Source organism: Gammaproteobacteria bacterium (assembly GCA_016765075.1).
Lineage (GTDB): Bacteria > Pseudomonadota > Gammaproteobacteria.
In genome coordinates this window covers 1-22294 of the sequence record JAESQP010000158.1, presented here as the reverse complement: position 1 = coordinate 22294, position 22294 = coordinate 1, and the positions used below count along the sequence as shown (strand labels likewise).

The window sequence follows — 22294 nt, the reverse complement described above, 5'->3', positions numbered from 1 at the left end:
CAAAGCTTGAGCAAATGAAAAAAGAAGGCGAAGCAGGTCGCCGTAAAATTACACAATATACGCGACGTTTTACTCTTGCGTTGGCTACTTTTCAGGCCATTGGTATTTCCATTGCACTGGAAGGTATGAGTGCAGGTGGTGCGGCCGTGGTGATTGACCCGGGCTTGGCATTTCGTTTCACCGCGGTGATAACACTGGTTACTGGGACGATGTTCTTGATGTGGCTGGGCGAGCAAATGACGGAGCGCGGTATTGGTAACGGTATCTCGCTGATTATTTTTGCTGGTATTGTCGCTGGTTTACCGTCTGCCATTGGTGGCACGCTTGAGTTGGCACGTACGGGCGAGTTACACGGTGCGTTAGTGTTGATTATTATTGCATTGGCGCTGGCAGTTACCGCATTTGTTGTATTTGTCGAACGTGGTCAGCGGCGCATAACGGTTAACTACGCGAAACGCCAGCAAGGGCGCAAAATGTATGCTGGGCAGACCAGCCATTTGCCACTGAAGCTGAACATGGCGGGCGTGATACCGCCAATTTTTGCGTCAAGTATTATCTTGTTTCCAGGCACTATTGGTACCTGGGTTGGACAGACCGAAGGTATGCGTTGGTTGGGCGATATTGCTGCAGCCCTATCTCCGGGGCAGCCGCTATATGTTGGTTTTTACGCGACAGCAATTATGTTTTTCTGTTTCTTTTATACAGCGTTGACTGTTAAGCCAAAAGATATGGCAGATAACCTAAAGCGCTCAGGTGCTTTTATTGCTGGGATTCGTCCTGGTGATCAGACAGCAAAATATATTGATGGTGTGTTATCTCGCTTGACTTTGGCGGGGGCGATTTACATTACTGCGGTATGTTTGTTGCCAGAGTTTTTGATTTTGTATTGGAATGTACCGTTTTACTTTGGCGGCACATCGTTGTTGATTATTGTCATAGTTGTGATGGATTTTATGAGTCAAGTTCAGGCTCATTTGATGTCACATCAATACGATGGCCTAATGAAAAAAGCAAACCTGAAAGGCCATGGTCGCCGCGGTATTTAGTCGCCTTATGGCGGATACATACACCGCGATGGACAGGGGCGGGGTGAAGTTGGAGATAAAGAAATGAAAGTTCGAGCATCGGTTAAAAAACTATGTCGACACTGTAAGACAGTGCGACGTAAGGGCGTATTGAGAGTGGTTTGCTCTAATCCTCGCCACAAACAACGCCAAGGCTGATAGTGGCACCACCCACATGGATTGACTGATTTTGATTGATTGGTTATAATATTCGGTTTCAATTTGTATGCTTACACCCTCAGCATTTTTAGGTTGCGGGGACAGGAGATAGTTTGTGGCACGTATCGTTGGGGTTAATGTCCCTGATCATAAGCACGCTGAGATTGCACTAACTGCAATCTATGGTGTTGGCCGTAATCGGGCCAGAAAATTGTGTGATGCCAGTGGCGTTAACCCTGCGTCCAAGGTTAAAGAATTGACAGAAGCGCAGCTTGAATTGCTTCGTAGTGAAATTGGCAAGCTTCGCGTCGAAGGTGATCTCCGTCGTGAAATTTCCATGAATATCAAGCGCTTAATGGATTTAGGCTGTTATCGTGGCATTCGTCACCGTCGTGGTTTGCCGTTACGTGGGCAGCGCACAAAAACTAATGCACGTACTCGTAAGGGCCCTAGACGCCCGATTCGCAGATAGCTTTTATAAATAATTTTGGAGTTGTCGGTTCATGGCAAAGGCACCACGTTCTACTAAAAAACGCATCAAACGCGATGTGTCTGATGGCATGGCGCATATCTACGCGTCTTTTAATAACACCATCATTACCTTTACTGATCGTCAGGGCAATGCTTTGGCGTGGGCAACTGCGGGCGGCTCTGGCTTTCGTGGTTCGCGTAAAAGCACACCATTTGCTGCGCAAGATGCTGCTGAAAAGGTCTCTGCGACGGTGAAAGAATACGGCATGAAAAATGTTGATGTGTATATTAAAGGGCCTGGGCCTGGCCGCGATTCGGCTCTTCGCGCAATTAATAGTGCTGGTTTTAACATCAATAGTATCAGTGATGTTACGCCTATTCCGCATAATGGCTGCCGGCCACCGAAAAAGCGTCGCGTTTAGGCACCCGTGTATTTATTTTTAGGTATAAATTTAAGGAAGTTTTGAATGGCTCGTTACACCGGACCAACCTGTAAGTTAGCAAGGCGCGAAAAAACCGACTTGTTTTTGAAAAGTGGTATTAGATCGCTTGAATCTAAGTGTCGCGCTGATGTTATTCCTGGTCAGCATGGTGCTCGCCGTACTCGTTTGACGGATTATGCCCTACAATTACGTGAGAAGCAGAAGGTTCGTCGTTTATACGGTGTGCTAGAAAAGCAGTTTCGTAACTATTATAAAAAAGCTGATAGGCAAAAGGGCGCTACGGGTGAAAATTTATTACGGTTATTAGAGGGCCGTTTAGATAACGTTGTATATCGTATGGGTTTTGGCTCTACTCGTGCCGAATCACGCCAGCTAGTGTCGCATAAAACGATTCTTGTCAATGGCCGCTACGTTAATATTGCGTCTTACCAGGTACAGCCTGAAGATGTAATCGCGGTAACGGAGAAAGGTAAAAACCAACTTCGTATTAAATTTGCACTCGACTTGGCGACACAGCGTGGTGCGGTTGATTGGGTTGAAGTCAACTCTGACAAGATGGAAGGCGTGTTTAAGCGTATTCCTGATCGTGATGAGTTGGCAATGGAGATTAACGAAAATCTCATTGTTGAGTTGTACTCTAAATAAAGATTTTTTGGGTAGAACGATTTTTGAATTTTTCCCTATATTTTGGAAGCGAGGATAGTCCATGTCCGGTCATGTAACGACTTTTTTAAAACCACGTATTGTTGACGTTCAAATTACTGGTGCAAATAGCGCAAAAGTAACTCTTGAGCCGTTAGAGCGCGGTTTTGGCCACACTTTGGGTAATGCTCTGCGCCGTATTTTATTATCATCAATGCCTGGTGCGGCATTAACAGAAGTGGAAATTGATAATGTATTGCATGAGTACAGCACGATCGAAGGTGTGCAAGAAGATGTTATCGATATTTTGCTTAACTTAAAAGAAGTGACATTGCGTTTAGAAGATCGCGATGAAGCAGAGTTAACGTTGAAAAAGAGTGGCCCAGGCCCTGTTCTAGCTGGCGATATTGAAACCGTTAATGGTGTAGAAATAGTCAACCCTGATCATGTCATTGCAAACCTCACAGCTTCAGGCGAGTTAAGAATGAGATTGAAGGTTGAAATGGGGCGTGGTTATCAGCCATCGACTAACCGTATTGATACTGACGCAGATCGGCCTATTGGCGTTCTTCAATTGGATGCCTCGTATAGTCCGCTAAGTCGTGTTGCCTATACTGTTGAAAGTGCTCGCGTGGAACAGCGTACTGACCTTGATAAACTGATTTTAGAGCTTGAAACAAACGGTGCGATTGATCCTGAAGAAGCTATTCGTTGTGCTGCAACGATTATGCAAGGCCAGTTGTCTGCTTTTGTTAATCTTCAGGGTAGTCACGTTGAAGAACCTGAATCAACTGAAAGTGAAATAGACCCTATTTTATTGCGTCCGGTTGATGACCTCGAATTGACAGTACGCTCTGCCAATTGTTTGAAGGCCGAAAATATTTACTTTATTGGTGATTTGATTCAGAAGACAGAAGTTGAGTTGTTGAAAACACCAAACCTCGGCAAGAAGTCTTTAACTGAAATTAAAGATGTATTAGCAACGAATGAATTATCGCTAGGTATGCGGCTTGAAAACTGGCCTCCAGCTCAGCTGAGCGGTGAGATTCCAGCTAGCCCTGATACTACCACCATTTGATAACGTTTTTATTTTAGGATAAGCACGATGCGACATCGCAATATTGGCAGACAACTTAGCCGTAATACCAGTCACCGCAAGGCTACCTTGCAAAGTTTGACTAATGCTTTATTACGCCACGAGATTATTCGTACCACTGTACCCAAAGCGAAAGAACTTCGCCGTGTAGCAGAGCCGCTAATTACCCTTGGCGGCGAAGATAGCGTTCACAAGCGCCGTCTTGCGTTCAGTCGACTACGTGACAAAGAGGTGGTGAGTAAATTATTTAATGAGTTAGGTCCGCGTTATAAAGAACGCCCTGGTGGGTATTTACGAATTCTTAAGTGTGGTTTTCGCCCAGGTGATAACGCGCCGATGGCAATTGTAGAGTTGGTTGACAGGCCAATAGAAGCGGATAACGACGCCAGCGAAGATTAAAATTGGCGAAGAATAGAAAAAGCGGGCTTAAAGCCCGCTTTTTTCGTTATGGCCCAAGATAAGCCTATGTTAGCGTTATAGTACTAGTTTGTGCAGGAAGGCTTGCTGGCGCGATGATTACGTTGTTCACCGATTTTAGTCGTAATGGTTGCTGTCAAGGGCGAAAATGCAATCTCATCATAGACTAATACCCTTCGCGCCCTTTATCATAGGCGTTGGCACAAAACCTTGACTTGAATTATGAATAGCGTTTTAGCTCGTTGGTATCAAAAATATTTTTCGGACCCTGACGGTATAGCACTGGCCGTTGTGTTGGTGCTCGCATTTCTCATTATCTATTTTATGGGTGATATGTTAGCGCCCGTGTTGGGAGCCTTAGTGCTTGCCTATTTATTAGAGGGTTTGGTGCTAGTTTTACAGCGTTGGAAGTTACCTCGTTTGCTGTCAGTGACGATTGTCTTCCTGGTTTTTATGACGTTTTTGATATTTATTATATTTGGATTAATGCCGCTATTGTCGCGGCAAGTCGGCGAGCTTGTGCAAGAACTGCCGGCGATGATTGCACGTGGACAAGACACTTTATTGCGACTGCCAGAACTCTATCCAGCCTTGGTTAGCGAAGCGCAAATTAAAGATGTGATGCGAGATATTGGCGGTTACGTACGTGATATGGGGCAACATATTGTTTCGTTTTCGCTAGCCTCGATTACCGGTATTTTTACTTGGATAGTTTATTTGATTTTAGCCCCAGTATTGGTTTTTTTCTTTCTTAAAGACAAAGATCGAATCATGGCCTGGGTTAGTGCCTTATTACCGAGTGAACGCAAGTTGACGACACGAATTTGGCATGAGATGAATGTCCAAGTTGGTAATTACGTACGTGGCAAGTTTGTTGAGATTGTGATTGTTGGTAGCGTCTCTTACCTTACCTTTGCCATTATGGGGCTGAACTATGCCATGTTGCTTGGCGCGCTGGTTGGCCTATCGGTGATTATTCCTTACATTGGTGCAGTTGTTGTCACAGTGCCGGTATTATTAATCGGCTTTTTTCAATGGGGTTGGAGCTCAGAATTCGCCTCCATCGCGATTGCTTATCTCATTATTCAAGCAATTGATGGTAACGTCATTGTGCCACTATTGTTTTCGGAGGCGGTTAATTTGCATCCGGTTGCGATTATCATTGCCGTGTTAGTGTTCGGGGGGCTCTGGGGTTTCTGGGGTATATTTTTCGCCATCCCATTGGCAACCTTAGTTGCGGCAGTGCTTAAAGCATGGCCGCGAGCCAGTCACAATGTGTTAACAGCTGAAGATGACAAGCAAGTTATTAGCGAATAAGTTGATAGGGTTTGAAAGCTGTGACAAGCTTATCACTGGATTTTGATAATCGCTTTAGCCAAGAGCTTCCTGCTGATCTTGATGCCAGCAATCAACGACGCCAAGTAAAGGGCGCTTGTTATTCACGAGTAAGGCCATCAATAGTTTCTGCGCCGCGGATGGTTGCGTATTCTCACGATATGGCTCAAACCTTAGATATCTCTGCTGACGTTTGTCAGTCACAAGAGTTTGCAGAGACGTTTGCGGGTAACCGCTTACTTGACGACATGGACTGTTATGCCATGTGTTATGGCGGACACCAATTTGGCCACTGGGCAGGTCAGTTGGGTGATGGTCGCGCCATTAACCTGGGTGAGGTGATTAACGCGAAATCGCAGCGTTGGGCTTTACAGTTAAAAGGCGCTGGCCCGACACCCTATTCACGCACTGCTGATGGCTTGGCTGTGCTGCGTTCATCACTGCGAGAATTTTTATGCAGTGAAGCTATGTTTCACTTGGGCGTACCCACGACACGAGCACTCAGCCTGGTTTTGACGGGTGAGCCAGTAGTGCGCGATATGTTTTACGACGGTAACCCACAAACAGAACTTGGTGCGGTGGTATGCCGTGTCGCGCCATCGTTTATTCGCTTTGGTAATTATCAAATTTTCTCTGCGCGTGGTGAAGTTGATATTCTAAAGCAACTTATCGATTTCACTATTCGCAATGAATTCCCGCATCTAGGTGAACCGTCTCCGCAGGTTTATCTAAAATGGTTTGATGAAGTATGCCGCCTAACCGCTAAAATGGTGATGCACTGGATGCGAGTTGGCTTTGTGCATGGCGTAATGAATACCGATAATATGTCTATACTTGGCCTAACGATTGATTATGGCCCTTATGGTTGGTTGGAAGACTATGATCCTAACTGGACGCCCAACACAACAGATGCCAATGGCCGCCGTTATTGTTTTGCCAATCAACCGCAAATCGCGCATTGGAATTTAGCGCAACTGGGCAGTGCATTAGCACCCTTGTTTGAGAACAATGAAGCGCTACAACAGGTGCTCAATTGTTATCCAGCTTATTTTGAAAATGGCCGCCAAAAAATGATGGCCGATAAACTTGGTTTCGACAGCTATATTGCAGAGTTCGATGACATATTGGTCGAGCAATTATTAGAAATTTTAGCCTTGATAGAAACTGATATGACGATTTTTTATCGCCGCTTAGTATTATTGGATATTAATATCGAACTCGATAATACTACTGATGAAGAACTTGTCTTGTCATTAATCGATGCCTATTACTTGCCTGAGCAATTGACGGAAAAATATATTGGCCTCATGGCTAAGTGGCTGCGTGCTTATATTCAACGCCTGCGTAAGGACGGAAAAACCAATGAAGCGCGCCGAGATCAAATGAATTCGGTCAACCCCAAGTATGTTTTACGTAACTATATTGCACAATTGGCAATAGATAAGGCAGAGAAAGACGATTTTTCATTGGTCAATGATCTATTGAAATTATTACGCCAGCCTTATAGTGAACAAATAAAACACGAAAAATACGCGGCTAAACGACCAGACTGGGCGAGAAGAAAAAAGGGTTGTTCAATGTTGTCGTGTAGCTCATGAACGAAAAGGTTTAGTGGGGAGGTAGTTAAATGGAGTTATTGTCTTGTGTAGAAGTTGAGCCAAAAACCATAGCAAAGGCATCGGTTATTTGGTTGCATGGTTTGGGTGCTAATGGTCACGACTTTGAGTCTATTGTTCCACAATTAAACTTGCCCAGTAGTTTAGCAGTTCGTTTTGTTTTCCCTCATGCACCTGAAATACCCGTTACCATTAATAACGGTATTGTCATGCCAGCCTGGTATGATATTTATGAAATGGCAATGAATGCCAAGGTGGATATGAAAGGTATCCACAATTCAGCAGTAGCAATCAAGAATTTAATTGAGCGAGAAATTAGACGTGGTGTTAACAGTGAATATATTGCCCTAGTAGGGTTCTCGCAGGGTGGCGCAGTTGTTTATGAGTGTGGTTTGTCATCTTCACGTCCGTTGGCTGGGGTTCTTTCCTTGTCGAGTTACTTTGCTACTTATGACACTATTGTGTCGCACAGGGCTAATCGTAATATGCCGGTTACGATACATCATGGTCTGCATGACCCTGTTATACCAGAGCTCTTGGCAAGAGACTCTGAGATAAAAATCAGGCATTTAGGTAACCCAGTCGAATATAAAAGCTACGATATGGAACACAGTATTTGTGTTGAACAGATCGATGATATTTCTGCTTGGTTAGCGGGTGTGTTAACCAGGGGCTCTTTAACTAAGGAGTAAATTCTTCAGGAGGTAGCTCGCAGCGCAGTTTTTCGCCGAGCAGCTCTTCGATAGCAGGAACCTGAAACGATTCAAATTCACAGGCGAGGCTGATGGATATGCCTGTCGCGCCGGCACGACCAGTACGGCCAATACGATGAATGTAGTCACCGGGGTTGTCAGGGAGATTGTAGTTAATGACATGGCTAATGTCTTCGACGTGTATACCACGGCCTGCGACATCGGTCGCAATCATTGCTTTGAACTCGCCATTTTTAAATTTTGCTAACGTGCTGGTGCGTTTTTTCTGAGGTATCTCACCTGTTAATAAGCCTGCGCTGATATTGTTTTTAACAACACGGTCAAACAGTCTTTGTGCTTGATCGCGTCGATTAGTAAATATAATGACGCGTTTGGTTTCAGGGTGTTGCAAAATCTTCAGTAGGACGGGAAGCTTTTCTTCGTTAGATACCATGTAAACTTTTTGCTCGACGCTATCGCTGGCAATATTTTCTGGTTCAATTTCAACTTTCACCGGTTCGTATGTCCATTGGTAAGACAGTTCTAAAACTTCTGCGGTAAACGTGGCACTAAACAATAAAGTTTGACGGTAATCGGTATTAGGTGTGGCACGCACGATCCGTCGTACCTGGGGGATAAAACCCATATCGAGCATGCGATCAGCTTCGTCTAGCACGAGTGATTCTACTTGATCCAGATAGATATGTTTGCGGTTAGCAAAATCGAGTAAGCGGCCTGGCGTTGCCACAACAATGTCAACATAGCCTTGGTCAAGCTTCTTTAATTGTTTTTCGTAATCAGTGCCGCCGATGAGCATAACAATGTGTAGACCAGTATGTTTGCATAAGTCTTTAGCATCTTCAGCGATTTGTGCGACCAGTTCTCGGGTAGGGGCAATAATCAACGCGCGAGGTTCAGCCAGATAGCGCTGCTCTTTAATTGGGTTTTTTAAGAAATCATCAATAAGGGTGATCAAAAAAGCGGCAGTTTTCCCGGTACCCGTTTGCGCTTTACCAATAGCATCTTTGCCTTGTAAAGTTTCAGGTAATATCTGCGCTTGAATAGGGGAGCAGTATTTGAAGCCGAGATCGTAAATTCCATGTAATAGCGTTTCATCTAGATTAAGATCATAGAAACGTGTTTTACCTTCTTCTGCTGGAACGTCTAGTAGCGAACTGTCCCAAGGTACGAGCACAGGTTTTTTCGTTCGAGGTTTGCGGCGTTTTTTCGGTCTAGATTTGTTGTTCGACGGTTTTGGCGTTACGTTAGTTGCTTTACTTGCGCTGTCTTTTGGTTTCTCAGTAGGTGAATGGGTTTTCTTAGTAGCGGGAGCGCTGGTATTGGCATTGTTTTCTTTACTAAAGCTTTTAAATAAACGACGCAACAAGGCAGTTTCTCTTTTGGCAGCAAAGGTGCACAGCGTCATAGATATGTTGATGCAAGGCTATGATGTGCTAAGCGTCGAAGTATACTCTTAATATGTAGCCTATAGGGGTTCTGGTTGTAAATGGCACATTGGATTCCTTCCGATGTTTAGCAGTTTCCAGTATATTTTCTAGCGTTTCGACAAAGCGATATCCATGTTGAGTTAAAGGAAAGACGGGCTGAAAACGACGAGATAATTATTGTAGACGAGGACTATGAGTTGTATGTATCTGATGTAGATCAGTGGGCACCATACCGTGCCGAAAAGCTTCATCGGTGATCGTCATGTTGGTGGTTATGCAGATCTTGTAGTGCTAGACACGGCGGGCGAGTTAAATCAACTGCTAGAAAAACATAAGTAATTGATTGTTATATGGTTATATACAGTTTTTGTTAGGAATAGAATGATATTCTCTTGTCGTATTAAGTCCCTATACACCTATTTTAGGCTATAGTTAGTGTCCGTTTTAGGTGGAGGGTAATGATGACAGAGCTAACAGGAATAACGCAGGCGCCGGCGGCAAAAAAGGGTCTTAGTGGGTTTAAGGTCTTCGCTATTGTTTTGTTGGCAATGTTGGTTGCCTTGGTGATTGCATTTTTCGTGCTCAAGTATTACTTCTTCCCGACAGATTTTAATCCCGTCGAGTTGAATGCTAAAGAACAGCATGCGCTAATCAGTAAGCTCTCGGTGCTTGGGCTAGGTGATTTATCGGTAGGTGATGAGCTTGAATCCGTCCCCGGAAAAGCATTAAAGCCAGAGGCCTATGCTGAATCTGATGCAGATCGTGAAGTGACTTTTAGCCAGAAGGAGGTTAATGCCCTGGTCGCAAACAACACCGACATGGCTGAACGATTAGCAATTGATCTATCCGATAACTTGATCAGTGCGAAAATGTTAGTGCCGATGGATGAAGATATGCCCTTGGTCGGCGGTAAAACACTTAAGCTTAAAGCAGGCTTAGGTCTTTCGTATGAGAACGAACGTGCCGTAGTGATTATCAAGGGTGTCAGTGTTATGGGTGTGCCAATACCCAATGCCTGGTTGGGTGGCATTAAAAACATTGATTTGGTGCAGGAATTTGGTGGCCAACAAGGATTTTGGAAGGCCTTGGCTGATGGTATCGATTATCTCAACGTCGAAGATGGTAATTTGATTATCAAATTAAAAAAATAACTAAAAAACTATTTGTCGAGGTGCGCCAGCTTTTTGCTGGCGTTTTTGTCTGAGCTGTTTTTTTAATTTTACTTGCCTGGGTAACGATTTTTCATAATAATCCGCTATAGCTATTAATTCAGTATTGTTATGTGCCTATTGTTGGATTTTTCATTGAAATGATTAGTCGTAGGAACCTACTTTTTGCCAGCGCCATTTCAGCCATCCCTTTTTCTGCTTCGAGCGTGTTGGCCGCATTAATTGTGCCTGGCGAACGCCGTTTATCGCTTTACAATCAGCATACAGGTGAAAGCGTTAAAGCAACTTACTGGGCTGAGGGCGAATTTATTGTTGATGAGCTTGCGGCGATCAACAAGGTGTTACGCGACCATCGCAGCGATGAAGTCATTGATATCAATACCGATTTACTGGATCAGCTTAATTTGTTGCAAGCGAAGGTTGCTAATAATGGACGCTTTGAGGTTATCTCTGCCTACCGTTCACCTCAATCTAATGCCAGGTTGTATCAATCAACAGAAGGTGTCTCAAACAATAGTCATCATATGTTTGGTCGTGCTATTGATATCCGTTTACCTGGTACTGAGCTGAGTCATTTACATACTGCTGCATTAGATATGGTTGCTGGCGGTGTCGGTTATTACCCGAAGTCACGCTTTATACACCTCGATAGCGGTAATGTTCGGCATTGGTAGTCCTAGTACTCCAACAACCTTGTATTGATGGGTTCAGCGAGCCAAGAAGCGGCCAGATGCTAGGCGTGCTTACGCAGGGCTAGTGATTCTAGCTCAAGTGAACACAACAACGCAGATGGCCGCTTCTTGACCCGCCCGAAGGGAGTCAGCCAAATGCACCACTACGGCGGTGCAGCCCTTGAAAAGGGAACAACCTTTGTCTGCGGGCTGCGTCTTGTATTGGTGCATTTGGCTGGCTCTGAATCCATCAATACAAGGTTGTTGGAGTACCATGTCTGTATTTAAAAGATCCCGTTGGGTTAGATCCCGCTCTTTGCTATAGTCGTATCAATGGGCATAAGCCACGTTGATTAGCAAAGGGAGGCGATTGACATGATCTATAACAATATTCTCGAAACCATTGGTAATACACCTGTCGTTAAGCTTAATCGTTTAGCACCGCAAGACGTGGATATTTACGTCAAAATTGAGTCGTTTAACCCTATGGCCTCGGTCAAAGACCGCCTTGCCTATGCCATTATTAAAGATGCGCGTGATAGTGGGGCACTCAAACCAGGGCAAACCGTCATTGAAGCGACATCGGGCAATACGGGCATTGCACTTGCCATGGTCTGTGCGGTGATGGGGCATCCCTTTGTCGCGACGATGGTAGAGACGTTTTCCGTTGAACGACGTCAGCTGATGCGTGCATTGGGTGCTAAGGTAATTTTGACGCCTAAAGAAGAGCGTGGCACCGGCATGGTACAACGCGCCAAAGACCTAGCCAAACAACACGGTTGGTTTATGGCGTTACAGTTTGAAAACCCAGCCAATCCAGCATACCACCGCAATACTACCGCAGCGGAAATACTGACAGATTTTGCTGGTGAGCGGCTCGATTATTTCGTTACGGGTTGGGGCACTGGTGGTACATTAACCGGCGTGGGTGAGGTGTTAAACGTGGCAAGACCAGACACGAAAATTATCGCTGCCGAACCTGAAACTGCGTCTATGTTGGCGGGTAAGGATTGGAGTCCGCACAAGATTCAGGGATGGACACCGGATTTTGTGCCGAGCGTACTTAATAAAAGCATAGTCGATCAGATTGTGCCGGTCTCTGATGAGAAAGCCATTGAAATCTCCTTAGCCCTGGCTCAAAGCGAAGGCATATTCGTTGGTATTTCTGCCGGTGCAACGTTGGCTGCTGGGCTTGAAGTAGCCAAAAATGCTGAAAATGGCAGTGCCATGCTGGTTATGTTACCGGATACGGGCGAGCGTTATTTGAGTACGCCCTTATTTGCTGACATCAATGAAGGCTCTGATGATGAGTGGTTGGCAAACTTATAAGGCCTGATGTACCTCTACATTGTTTTTCGGTTTAGCCGATAGACTACGCACAGTTATTTTTATTGGTGACACAACACATGGCTTGAGTCGGTAGATAGTGCCCGTTGATTCCGATGTAATTTATTAGCAAGTATTAATCATTATGGCATTGCCTGTTTTTTACTCATTTCGCCGTTGTCCCTATGCTATGCGCGCACGTCTGGCTTTGGCTTATGCGCAATGCCAGGTAGAGCTGCGTGAAATAGTTTTGCGCGATAAACCACAACAGTTGGCCGCAATCTCACCAAAAGCAACAGTGCCAGTACTACAGTTACAAGACGGACGTGTCATAGATGAAAGTTTTGACATTATGCAATGGGCCTTGCAGAGAAATGATCCGGAACAATGGCTCACCTATGGGACAGATAGCGCAGCAAGCGTTTTAACTTGGTTAGTTAACGAAACTGATATCGATGGGCATTTCAAACGGTCTTTAGATCGCTATAAATATAACGATCGATTCTCTGGGCAATTTCCAGAACAAACGATGGAGAGTTACCGTTTTTCAGGTGAAGAGATCATCGTCAAACTAGAAGCCAAGTTAGTGGGCAATGAATATTTGCTTGGTGAGCGTAATAGCCTGGCTGATATGGTGGTATTGCCCTTTGTCCGACAATTTGTTCATGTAGATAGAGCATGGTTTGCCCAGCGCCCTTACCCAAACGTGCAGAGATGGCTGAATCGCTTTGTCGAATCAGACTTGTTCCTTAGCGTAATGAAAAAATACAAGCCGTGGCAAGAAAATGATACGTCAATCGTATTTCCACACATGTAATGGTAACGCTATTCTATATTCATGACCCAATGTGTAGTTGGTGCTGGGGCTACCAGCCAGTGTGGCAAGATTTATTACAAAACATGCCTGAGAACATTAGTGTTACCTATGTGCTGGGTGGTTTGGCTCAAGACAGTGATGAGCCCATGACTGATGAGTTGCAGGCGACAATACAGGCACATTGGCGTCGCATACAAAATGAGTTAGGCACCGAATTTAATTATGATTTTTGGCGGCATTGCCAGCCACGGCGCTCGACTTATCCTGCTTGCCGTGCTGTTATCGCCGCAGCGAAACAGAACACAGACGTTGCAATGATCCGAGCTATCCAGCGTGCTTACTATCTCAGAGCAATGAACCCATCGAACAATGAGACATTATGTGTTCTGGCAGAAGAATTAGCGCTTGATGTGGAGATGTTTCGAGCTGATCTTGTATCAGCTAGCACAGAAGAGAGTTTGCAAGAACAGATCACTTGCTCACGTAGTCTTAGCGTGAATGGTTTCCCCTCGCTAGTGTTGAATTATAATAACGAGTTACATCATTTGGCGATAGACTATAAAAACTATCAAACGACACTAAAGCAGATCGTTGATATTTTCCCCTAATTTCTATTAGAGACCTTTGCACGAAACAATTGACAAGTAAAAATGACCAAAACTACCCTGATCTTCGTTACAAAACTTGCCAAGACGGACGTATTGACGGAATTTTTCGCCGCAATCAGTGTGATTTTATCTTATTTTTCTCTTGCCACTTGTTTCGTGCAAAGGTCTCTATTAATATCTTGAACCAAGACCCACGGTTTAACCACGACCGACCATACGCTCGCGCCGCTTTCATGCCATGCTATTGCCTGTTCATCACTGACATGCGCAACCTTGTTTGCGTTCATCCATGTTTTGAATTGATCAGAATTATCCTGTGATAGCGCATAGGCGACATCGATAAGTGCTAATTCGGGAGAGACATAGACCACAGAGCCCGCAGCAAAAAAACGCTCCAGGTCTTGCCAAGAAATTTTTGCTGTTTCAAAATTAATTTTGCCTTTTTCAACAGCTTCCCGTTGTTCTTCTTTGTTTGTATCCATGTGTGTATTTTATACTGTCCAGGGGGTGTTCTCAATTACCTGAGTGAGAGTAATTCTGAGGCATTTTTTGTTCTGGCAAGGCGCGGTGAGGCGTAATAGTTGTTCAATTGCGCCCTGAGGGAATGCGGTAGCATTCCTGAGGAAGTACTCTTGGGGTGCAACGAAGCGTAACGCTGCCAGCACGAAAAAAGACCAGGATTACGCCACGAACGGTAATTGAGAGCGCTCCCTAGGGAGCCTCTGATTTATTCTGGGATAGCGAGATTGTGCCTGAACCCTATAATATAAAGGGCAGATCAAGGCGCGAATCGTACCCCAGGGGCACTTCCTGCGAATCGCAGCCAATAGTGGGGCTATTGGCAAGATCGCGCCCCGAAGGAAGTGCCCTTGGGGTACAACGCAGAGCTGGGATATTTCAGGTGCAAGGTCGTGTTCCATGAATAAATCAGAGGTTCCCTAGATCAAGCATGACATCTTTTATTGACTACTATCGCGCCAGAGAACACATCCCCCTATAATCCCTTGCATGATCCGATTAATTAACGTCAGCCTCCAGCGAGGCACGCAACTATTATTTGAAAATGCTGATTTGACTATTCACCCAGGCGGTAAAGTGGGCGTGATTGGCGCCAATGGCAGCGGTAAATCCAGCCTCTTTAAGCTATTTCTGAGTCAGCTACATGTTGATGCTGGTGAGCTGATTATGCCTGGTCAGTGGCGTGTTGCTCATATGGCACAAGAGGTTTCTGCTTCACAGCGCTCAGCGGTCGACTATGTGCTTGATGGCAATAAAGAATTACGTCAGTTACAAGCAGCGATAGCACAACAAGAGGCCGCAGAGTCACACGATCAGCTTGGTGAACTGTACGCAAAACTCGATGCCCTGGATGGCTTTAATGCCCACTATCGTGCCGAGCAATTATTGCATGGTTTGGGTTTTAACCAACATCAATTGGCTAACTCAGTAGCTTCATTTTCTGGTGGTTGGCGTATTCGTTTGAATCTTGCCCAAGCTCTGATGTGTCCATCTGATTTGTTATTACTCGATGAGCCGACCAACCACTTGGATTTAGATGCGTCAGTATGGTTGGAACAATGGCTACGTAATTACGAAGGAACGTTACTTATTATCTCGCATGACCGCGATTTCCTTGATAATGTGGTAAGTAGTATTACTCATATTGAGCACAAGAAATGCTGGAGTTATAAGGGTAATTACTCAGCCTTTGAAAAATTGCGCGCTGAACGTTTAGCGCAGCAACAAGCGACTTTTGAGAAACAGCAGCGACGCAAAGCAGAAATCCACCAGTTTGTCGCACGTTTCAGCGCCAAGGCGAGCAAGGCACGTCAGGCACAGAGTCGCATAAAAGAATTGCAGCGTATGGAAGATATCGCTCCTGCGCATGTCGATTCACCCTTTGATTTCCATTTCTTTGACAGTAAACCAAGTTATAGTGCATTAACCAGCTTGCATGATGCTGACTTGGGTTACGCCGGGCAGCCAGTTATTGGTAAGGCCAATATCGAATTATTGCCTGGTAGCCGTATTGGTTTACTTGGCCCCAATGGCGCAGGTAAATCAACACTGATTAAGAGCCTGGTTGGTAACTTGCCACTGCTTTGTGGCGAGCGTAAACAAAGCGATAATTTAATGCTGGGTTATTTCGCCCAGCATCAACTTGAAGCACTTGATATAGCAGCCAGTGCGCTATTGCATATACAGCGCTTATCACCAGATGCCCGCGAACAAGAGATACGGAACTTCCTCGGGGGTTTTAATTTCCATGGTGATAAAGCCACTAAACCTATTGGTAATTTTTCTGGTGGTGAGAAAGCACGCCTTGCGCTATCACTGATCGTTTGGCAAAAACCGAATTTATTACTGCTTGATGAGCCGACCAACCATCTTGATCTTGAGATGTGTCATGCGCTTACCGTCGCCTTGCAAAGTTACAGCGGCGCCTTGGTGGTGATTTCGCATGATAGACATTTATTGCGTAACACGGTAGATCAATTTTACCTGGTCGTAGATGCTAAGCTAACAGAGTTTGATGGTGATATTAACGATTATCAGCAATGGTTAAAGAGTCATAGTCGAAAAATAGATCAGAGCAAGAAAGTCAGCAATAAAAAAATAGGCAATAAAAACATAGCCCAAAAGAAAGTAAAAGGTGACAAAAAACATACGCCATCACAAGTCTCGCTATCTGCCTCGCCACTTATTTCTAAGGCAGATAAAAAGCAACAACGACAAGATTCCGCACTAAAGCGCCAGCGTTTAAAGCCATTGCGTAGTCAGATAAAGAAACTAGAACAGCGAATAGAAAAAAAGCAGACACGAGTTGGTGAAGTCGAACAACAACTGGCTGATAACTCACTCTATCAAGAGTGCAATAAAAGCCTATTAACGGAGACACTATATGAACAACGCCAATTACAGCAAGAGCTTAATCGTTGCGAAGAAGAATGGATAAATTTAAGTGATGAATATGAGCAACTTAACCAACAATAGACGCTTTAGGCGAAGTGAGGGTGGCTGATGTTTTGCGATGTAATCCTCGATGAATTCTTAATTAAGGCATTGGCCAAGCTCGATATTGATCGGCCAACACCAGTGCAGGCCAAAACGATTCCTTATGCTTTAGAGAAGACAGATCTGTTGGTCAGCGCGGCAACAGGGAGTGGTAAAACCGTAGCTTTTTTATTGCCAACGATGCAGCAGTTATTACAAAATCCGGATACCCAGAGCGGTACACGTGCTTTGATTCTTGTGCCGACGCGTGAGTTGGCACAGCAAATTTATGGTCAGTGTGTGGCCTTGGGTAGTTATACTCAATTAACGTTCGGCTTAGTTATTGGCGGTGAGAGCTTTAGTCGTCAAAAGGCCATGTTTAGAAAAAATCCTGAAATCATCATCGCAACCCCCGGCCGTTTGATCGACCATCTTGATAATAACAACCCTTATTTTGATGACCTTGAAGTGCTCATTCTTGATGAGGCTGATCGCATGCTTGATATGGGTTTTAGCGATGATGTATTGGCGATTGCAGCGCGTTGTAATGAACAACGCCAGACACTGATGTTTTCCGCCACCTTGGGGCATAGTGGTGTACGTGGTGTTGCTGCACAATTGCTACGTGACTCCATCGTGCTGACACTGGATACCGTGCGAGATAAACACGAGAATATTCGCCAGCAGATTGTCACGGCCGATGATGATGCACATAAAGTGAAATTGACAGCATGGCTTTTAAAGGAAGAAAATCCAGAAAAGGCTTTGGTTTTTGTTAATAAAAGAACACAAACAGAGAGTCTGGCAGGGCATTTACGCCATGTTGATATTTACACGGCATATTTGCATGGTGATATGGACCAACATCAGCGGGCGCATGTGATGCGACGTTTCCATGATGGCCAAATCCAGGTATTAGTGGCGACAGATGTTGCGGCGCGAGGTCTTGATGTCAAAGGTATTGACCTAGTTATTAATTTCGATATGGCGCGTAATGCCAAGGACTATGTACACCGTATTGGTCGTACCGGTCGTGCGGGTGAGATAGGCTTGGCGGTATCTCTCATTGATCACAACGAATGGAACATAATGAGCGGTATTGAACGTTATCTTAAGCAAACGTTTGAACGGCGTCGTATTAAAGAATTACAGGGAAAATATAGCGGACCCAAGAAAATCAAGGCGTCAGGCAAAGCAGTGGGCGCAAAGAAAAAAAAGAAAACGCCTAAAGATAAAGCAAAAATGAAGGCGGCACAGCGTCATAGAAACAAGAAACAGATAGGCAAACCGAAAAATAAAACCGCCAAGGCGAAGGGTCAAGGTAATAATGGCCGTAAAAAACTACTGACAGGTGGAGATGGTTTGTCAGCACCCAAACGACGTGATTAATGTTAAAGACACCAGAGGTTCCATAGCACAGGACTAATTTTAATGTCGAATGTGATACCGTTTAAAAAGCCTTCCTTGAAAAAGAAAGCAAAAGAAAAAACCCTCTGTTCAAATGGCTTTCATAAATGGAGGGTGGTGACTAACAATCAGTTTGATACAAAGTCGGGCAAGCTTATTACAGCCTATTGCTGTGAACGTTGTGGAAAAACAAAAAATAAAGCGCACTAACCGGTTGTTTGTAAAGTTGGTACTAGTGCAGTAGGTATTAAGCCTTACTTTCCTGTTTACCAATATTAGAAGTTGTATTTCTGTAGTGCCGGTATTGCCACCACACCTTGAAAATAGTTGATAAAATTCCTTTGCCAGCACCGATAACGCCCGAGACAGTGCCACTGATTTTTGAGATACCAATGCGGCGTCTGCAATCGACAGCTATTTCTTTGATTTTATAATTGCGTTCTAAGGCCTTCGCTTGCATCTCGACTGTCCAGCCAAAGCTGCGATCTTGCATCTTCAGGGCATCGAGTTTGGTTTTACAGATTGCCCGGTAAGGACCAAGGTCGGTCACTTTTTTTCGATAGAGAAGAGTGAGTATCCAGCAAGCAAGTGCATTACCAAAGCGCTGGGCTGTGCTCATTGCGTTGGCTTCGATATAGCCTAGCTTACGCGAGCCAATGGCCAGGTCAGCACCATCGCTAATGGCTTTACATAAGTCATGTGCTTGCAGTGGATTACAAGAGTTATCGCCATCAACAAATAAAATGATATCAGCATGTTTAGACAATGCGGCCAGCGCTGTTAGACAAGCAATACCATAACCTGCGACAGATTGTTTGACGACACGTGCACCATATAATCTTGCGATGTGTAGCGTATTGTCCGTTGAGCCATTATCACAAACGATAATGTCGTCGATTAATGGTTTTTTGTTCGCGCCACGCAGTTGGCTGAGGCCGGAGACTACCCGGCCTATCGCCTTTTCTTCATCTTTGGCAGGAATGATGACAGAGATATGATGTGCATTAAGCATAGAGTTTAGAGTTTAAAGCGTTTTTGCATATAATATCTCATCGCACGATATTCTTGTTTAGACAATGATTGACGCAGATTTTTGTCTCGTTTTGCCTGTTTATATAGGTTTTTTGCTTCTCGCTTTGATAGCCTGGGCTGATCAATGATGCAACCGGCGCAATTAACATTGTTTTTATAGATCTGCTTGCCTAATGCATAGCGTTCGCTATCAATCTTTGTGGCGTTACTGCTGCTACCGCCACCATAGCTTCCGCCGCCTGAGGCGAGTGCAGCGCCACTGATGAACAAGGTTATCAATAGCAATAATAAAGTGCTTGTTCTCTTAGCGTGTTGCAGGGCTAAGTTTCGTGATACGGTTATCATGGTTATTTCTCCAAAAGGTTAGAGGATTAGGTAGGTCACAGCTATTCTCATGGTTCTGTTATCAGAACTGTAGTGAATCCTATCGTTAACTCATGTCAAAAATACCACAAAATTATGTCGTTTTATTCATAAATCTCTGTGGGGTCACAACAGCGCTGGTCTATCTGTCTGCGGTGATACTACAAAATAGTGGTGAAGCCGTTGGCTTGTATCAGTTTTTAATCGCAGAATTATTGCTGATGGCGCTATGGCTGGCTGCGTTTGGCATTGGTCGAGATTTTAACTGCATAAAATCGATACTGTTATGGGCATTGATATTCCGTGTGATCGGGCTCTGGGGCTTACCAATACTGGAAGATGATTGGTATCGGTATCTATGGGATGGCTATCGTTTTGTCACAGATGGCACGCCCTATGGTGTGGCGCCATCGGCTTTTTTCGCCAGTGAAAGTTTGCCTGGCCGATTTACTGAAATTATTGGTCAGATTAATAACCCTGATTTGCCGACAATCTATGGCCCAACTCTGCAATATCTATTTGCACTTGCCTATCTAATCAGCCCGGGTGAGCTGTGGGGCTTGAAGCTGATTATGTTGTGTGCTGATCTAGGCTTGATCGCAATTTTATTGCGCTTGGCGCCGGTTGGCTATGTATTGCTCTATGCTTGGTGCCCCTTGGTGATCAAAGAAATTGCCTTTACCGCACACCCTGATGGCATTGGCGTGTTTCTATTGTTGGCAGCACTGTTTTTACGATCACGGCACTACTATGCTGCGGCAGTCATTGTTGCTGCGCTGGCCGTTGCGACAAAGGTGTTTGCGTTACTCATTGTGCCCTGGGTTTTATGGCGTTTATCAGTAAAATACTGGTTATTATTTTTTGCCAGCTTGGGTACGGTTTATTTGCCCTTTATCGTACAAGGTAGCAGTGATTTCTTTAGCCTTTTTGTGTTTGCCCAATATTGGGAATTTAATGCTGCAGCCTACGCGGTGCTTAATCTATTTTTATCGGACAGCATCGCTAAACTATCGCTCGCAGTATTGTTTTTGGTGTGGTTAGGCTGGTACTTTTTCAAAAGCCAGGACCAGCACACATTTGTTATGCCGCGCGCGGACTGGGTCTTCGGGTTATTTTTGCTGATCTCCCCCGTCATTAACGCCTGGTACTGGCTCTGGGTATTACCGTTTGCAGTGATTTTTCCAAGTAGATGGGCATGGACGGCATCTGCTGCGCTATTACTGTCTTACTGTGTCGGCTTGCACCTGCCGAGCTCCGATCTGGGCGCTTATGAAATGCCTGATTGGATACGTATTGTAGAGTTTTCGATAATTGCCATTGCCTTATTGTTTGATTTGAAGCATCGGCGGAAAATAGTGCAGAGCACGCAGCCTTGAACTGATAGAATACGGCGCTTTATTGTATTAGTTGAAACAGTATGATTAAGACTCGTTTTGCCCCTAGTCCGACTGGTTATTTGCACGTTGGTGGTGCCCGTACCGCGCTGTATGCCTGGTTATACGCACGACATCATGGTGGTCAGTTTGTGCTGCGTATTGAAGATACTGATCGTGAGCGGTCAACACCCGAATCAGTGCAAGCCATTTTAGACGGCATGGCATGGCTGGGTCTGGATTACGATGAAGGGCCGTATTATCAAACCGAACGCATGGATCGCTACCAGGAGGTGATCGATCAACTGATAGATCAAGGCGATGCTTACCGCTGTTATTGCAGCAAGCAACGTTTGGATAATTTGCGTGCCGAACAAATGGCTAACAAGCAAAAGCCACGTTATGACGGTTGTTGTCGTGACTTGCCCGAGATATCTCAAGGGGCTGCACCTGAAGCCGGTGCGCCTCACGTGATTCGTTTTCGTAACCCGACTGAAGGTGCTGTCAGCTTCGATGATAAAATTCGTGGCATTATCTCATTTAATAACCAAGAATTAGACGACTTGATTATTGCTCGCACCGACGGCACACCAACGTATAATCTTACTGTTGTTGTTGATGATGCGGATATGGGAATTACACATGTGGTACGTGGTGATGACCACATCAATAACACACCACGCCAGATTAATATTCTAAAGGCCTTGAATGCCGACGTACCACACTATGCGCACCTACCAATGATCCTGGGTGATGACGGCAAACGTCTTTCTAAACGTCATGGCGCAGTGAGTGTTATGCAGTATCGAGATGACGGCTATCTGCCTGACGCCTTGCTTAATTATTTGGTGCGCCTGGGTTGGTCGCATGGCGATCAAGAAGTCTTTTCTAAAGATGAAATGGTTGAATTATTTGATCTTACCAGTGTCAGCAAATCAGCCGCCGCGTTTAATACTAGTAAATTGCAATGGTTTAACCAGCATTACATCAAAGCAGGTGATCTTGACGATACGGCTGAGCGTTTGGCTTTTCATTTTAAGCAGCAGGGCATTGACACCAGTGCCGGGCCAGCACTGATTGATTTGGTTGCTGCGCAGCGCGAGCGTGCGAAAACCCTGCTAGAGATGGCCGAAAACAGCCGCTTCTTTTTT

General features: G+C 44.8%; 23 protein-coding genes. 19 read left to right on the top strand and 4 right to left on the bottom strand.

Annotation, left to right across the window (positions count from 1 at the left end):
- The 10 genes from secY to JKY90_09770 form a co-directional block, all read left to right on the top strand.
- On the top strand, window positions 1-1046 hold a 1046-nt coding region (gene secY / locus JKY90_09815; protein ID MBL4852551.1), incomplete at its 5' end, for a preprotein translocase subunit SecY.
- Between the two features lie 63 nt (window positions 1047-1109).
- A complete protein-coding gene (rpmJ, locus tag JKY90_09810) occupies window positions 1110-1223 on the top strand; it encodes a 50S ribosomal protein L36 (GenBank protein ID MBL4852550.1) in 114 nt (37 codons plus the stop codon).
- Between the two features lie 115 nt (window positions 1224-1338).
- Complete coding sequence (gene rpsM / locus JKY90_09805) at window positions 1339-1695, top strand: 30S ribosomal protein S13 (GenBank protein MBL4852549.1); 357 nt, start codon at window positions 1339-1341, stop codon at window positions 1693-1695.
- Between the two features lie 31 nt (window positions 1696-1726).
- The gene (gene rpsK, locus JKY90_09800) at window positions 1727-2116 is read left to right on the top strand and encodes a 30S ribosomal protein S11 (GenBank protein MBL4852548.1); all 390 of its coding nucleotides are present in this window, start codon (window positions 1727-1729) and stop codon (window positions 2114-2116) included.
- Window positions 2117-2161: 45 nt separating this feature from the next.
- Window positions 2162-2782 carry a 30S ribosomal protein S4 gene (gene rpsD / locus JKY90_09795; protein MBL4852547.1) on the top strand — a complete coding sequence of 207 codons (621 nt, stop codon included), beginning with the start codon at window positions 2162-2164 and terminating at the stop codon, window positions 2780-2782.
- Between the two features lie 61 nt (window positions 2783-2843).
- Window positions 2844-3857 carry a DNA-directed RNA polymerase subunit alpha gene (gene rpoA, locus JKY90_09790; protein MBL4852546.1) on the top strand — a complete coding sequence of 338 codons (1014 nt, stop codon included), beginning with the start codon at window positions 2844-2846 and terminating at the stop codon, window positions 3855-3857.
- A gap of 27 nt (window positions 3858-3884) precedes the next feature.
- Complete coding sequence (gene rplQ / locus JKY90_09785) at window positions 3885-4274, top strand: 50S ribosomal protein L17 (protein ID MBL4852545.1); 390 nt, start codon at window positions 3885-3887, stop codon at window positions 4272-4274.
- Window positions 4275-4514: 240 nt separating this feature from the next.
- A complete protein-coding gene (locus JKY90_09780; protein ID MBL4852544.1) occupies window positions 4515-5609 on the top strand; it encodes an AI-2E family transporter in 1095 nt (364 codons plus the stop codon).
- Between the two features lie 11 nt (window positions 5610-5620).
- A complete protein-coding gene (locus JKY90_09775; protein MBL4852543.1) occupies window positions 5621-7225 on the top strand; it encodes a YdiU family protein in 1605 nt (534 codons plus the stop codon).
- A 29-nt stretch (window positions 7226-7254) separates the two neighbouring features.
- On the top strand, window positions 7255-7935 hold the full coding sequence (locus JKY90_09770; protein MBL4852542.1) for a dienelactone hydrolase family protein: 681 nt from the start codon (window positions 7255-7257) through the stop codon (window positions 7933-7935).
- On the opposite strand, the gene rhlB is transcribed toward JKY90_09770, so the two are convergent.
- On the bottom strand, window positions 7925-9361 hold the full coding sequence (rhlB, locus tag JKY90_09765) for an ATP-dependent RNA helicase RhlB (GenBank protein ID MBL4852541.1): 1437 nt from the start codon (window positions 9359-9361) through the stop codon (window positions 7925-7927). The two genes, JKY90_09770 and rhlB, sit on opposite strands and share 11 nt — an antisense overlap.
- Before the next feature lie 480 nt (window positions 9362-9841).
- Between rhlB and JKY90_09760 the strand changes: the two genes are divergently transcribed.
- The 5 genes from JKY90_09760 (at window position 9842) to JKY90_09740 (ending at window position 13974) form a co-directional block, all read left to right on the top strand.
- Window positions 9842-10534, top strand: coding sequence for an arginine N-succinyltransferase (locus JKY90_09760; protein MBL4852540.1), 693 nt, complete (start codon window positions 9842-9844; stop codon window positions 10532-10534).
- Between the two features lie 158 nt (window positions 10535-10692).
- Window positions 10693-11226, top strand: coding sequence for a DUF882 domain-containing protein (locus JKY90_09755; GenBank protein MBL4852539.1), 534 nt, complete (start codon window positions 10693-10695; stop codon window positions 11224-11226).
- 372 nt (window positions 11227-11598) lie between these two features.
- Window positions 11599-12552, top strand: a complete 954-nt coding sequence (gene cysK, locus JKY90_09750; GenBank protein MBL4852538.1) for a cysteine synthase A — start codon at window positions 11599-11601, stop codon at window positions 12550-12552.
- A 142-nt stretch (window positions 12553-12694) separates the two neighbouring features.
- The gene (locus JKY90_09745) at window positions 12695-13366 is read left to right on the top strand and encodes a glutathione S-transferase (protein ID MBL4852537.1); all 672 of its coding nucleotides are present in this window, start codon (window positions 12695-12697) and stop codon (window positions 13364-13366) included.
- Window positions 13366-13974 (top strand): DsbA family protein, encoded by a 609-nt coding sequence (locus JKY90_09740; GenBank protein ID MBL4852536.1) that lies wholly within the window; start codon window positions 13366-13368, stop codon window positions 13972-13974. Before JKY90_09745 ends, JKY90_09740 begins: the two co-directional genes overlap by 1 nt.
- Before the next feature lie 131 nt (window positions 13975-14105).
- Here JKY90_09740 and JKY90_09735 read toward each other — a convergent pair whose 3' ends face one another.
- The gene (locus tag JKY90_09735; GenBank protein MBL4852535.1) at window positions 14106-14456 is read right to left on the bottom strand and encodes a DUF2288 domain-containing protein; all 351 of its coding nucleotides are present in this window, start codon (window positions 14454-14456) and stop codon (window positions 14106-14108) included.
- 526 nt (window positions 14457-14982) lie between these two features.
- Between JKY90_09735 and JKY90_09730 the strand changes: the two genes are divergently transcribed.
- Both JKY90_09730 and JKY90_09725 read left to right on the top strand, forming a co-directional pair.
- Complete coding sequence (locus tag JKY90_09730; protein ID MBL4852534.1) at window positions 14983-16968, top strand: ATP-binding cassette domain-containing protein; 1986 nt, start codon at window positions 14983-14985, stop codon at window positions 16966-16968.
- Between the two features lie 27 nt (window positions 16969-16995).
- Window positions 16996-18357: a DEAD/DEAH box helicase gene (locus tag JKY90_09725; GenBank protein ID MBL4852533.1), complete on the top strand. Its 1362-nt coding sequence runs from the start codon at window positions 16996-16998 to the stop codon at window positions 18355-18357.
- A 265-nt stretch (window positions 18358-18622) separates the two neighbouring features.
- Here JKY90_09725 and JKY90_09720 read toward each other — a convergent pair whose 3' ends face one another.
- Both JKY90_09720 and JKY90_09715 read right to left on the bottom strand, forming a co-directional pair.
- A complete protein-coding gene (locus JKY90_09720) occupies window positions 18623-19387 on the bottom strand; it encodes a glycosyltransferase family 2 protein (protein MBL4852532.1) in 765 nt (254 codons plus the stop codon).
- Between the two features lie 5 nt (window positions 19388-19392).
- On the bottom strand, window positions 19393-19752 hold the full coding sequence (locus tag JKY90_09715) for a hypothetical protein (GenBank protein ID MBL4852531.1): 360 nt from the start codon (window positions 19750-19752) through the stop codon (window positions 19393-19395).
- 92 nt (window positions 19753-19844) lie between these two features.
- On the opposite strand from JKY90_09715, the gene JKY90_09710 reads away from it, so the two are divergent.
- Together JKY90_09710 and gltX are read left to right on the top strand one after the other, a co-directional pair.
- A complete protein-coding gene (locus JKY90_09710) occupies window positions 19845-21146 on the top strand; it encodes a hypothetical protein (protein MBL4852530.1) in 1302 nt (433 codons plus the stop codon).
- A gap of 41 nt (window positions 21147-21187) precedes the next feature.
- The coding region (gene gltX / locus JKY90_09705) for a glutamate--tRNA ligase (protein MBL4852529.1) at window positions 21188-22294 on the top strand (1107 nt) is incomplete at its 3' end.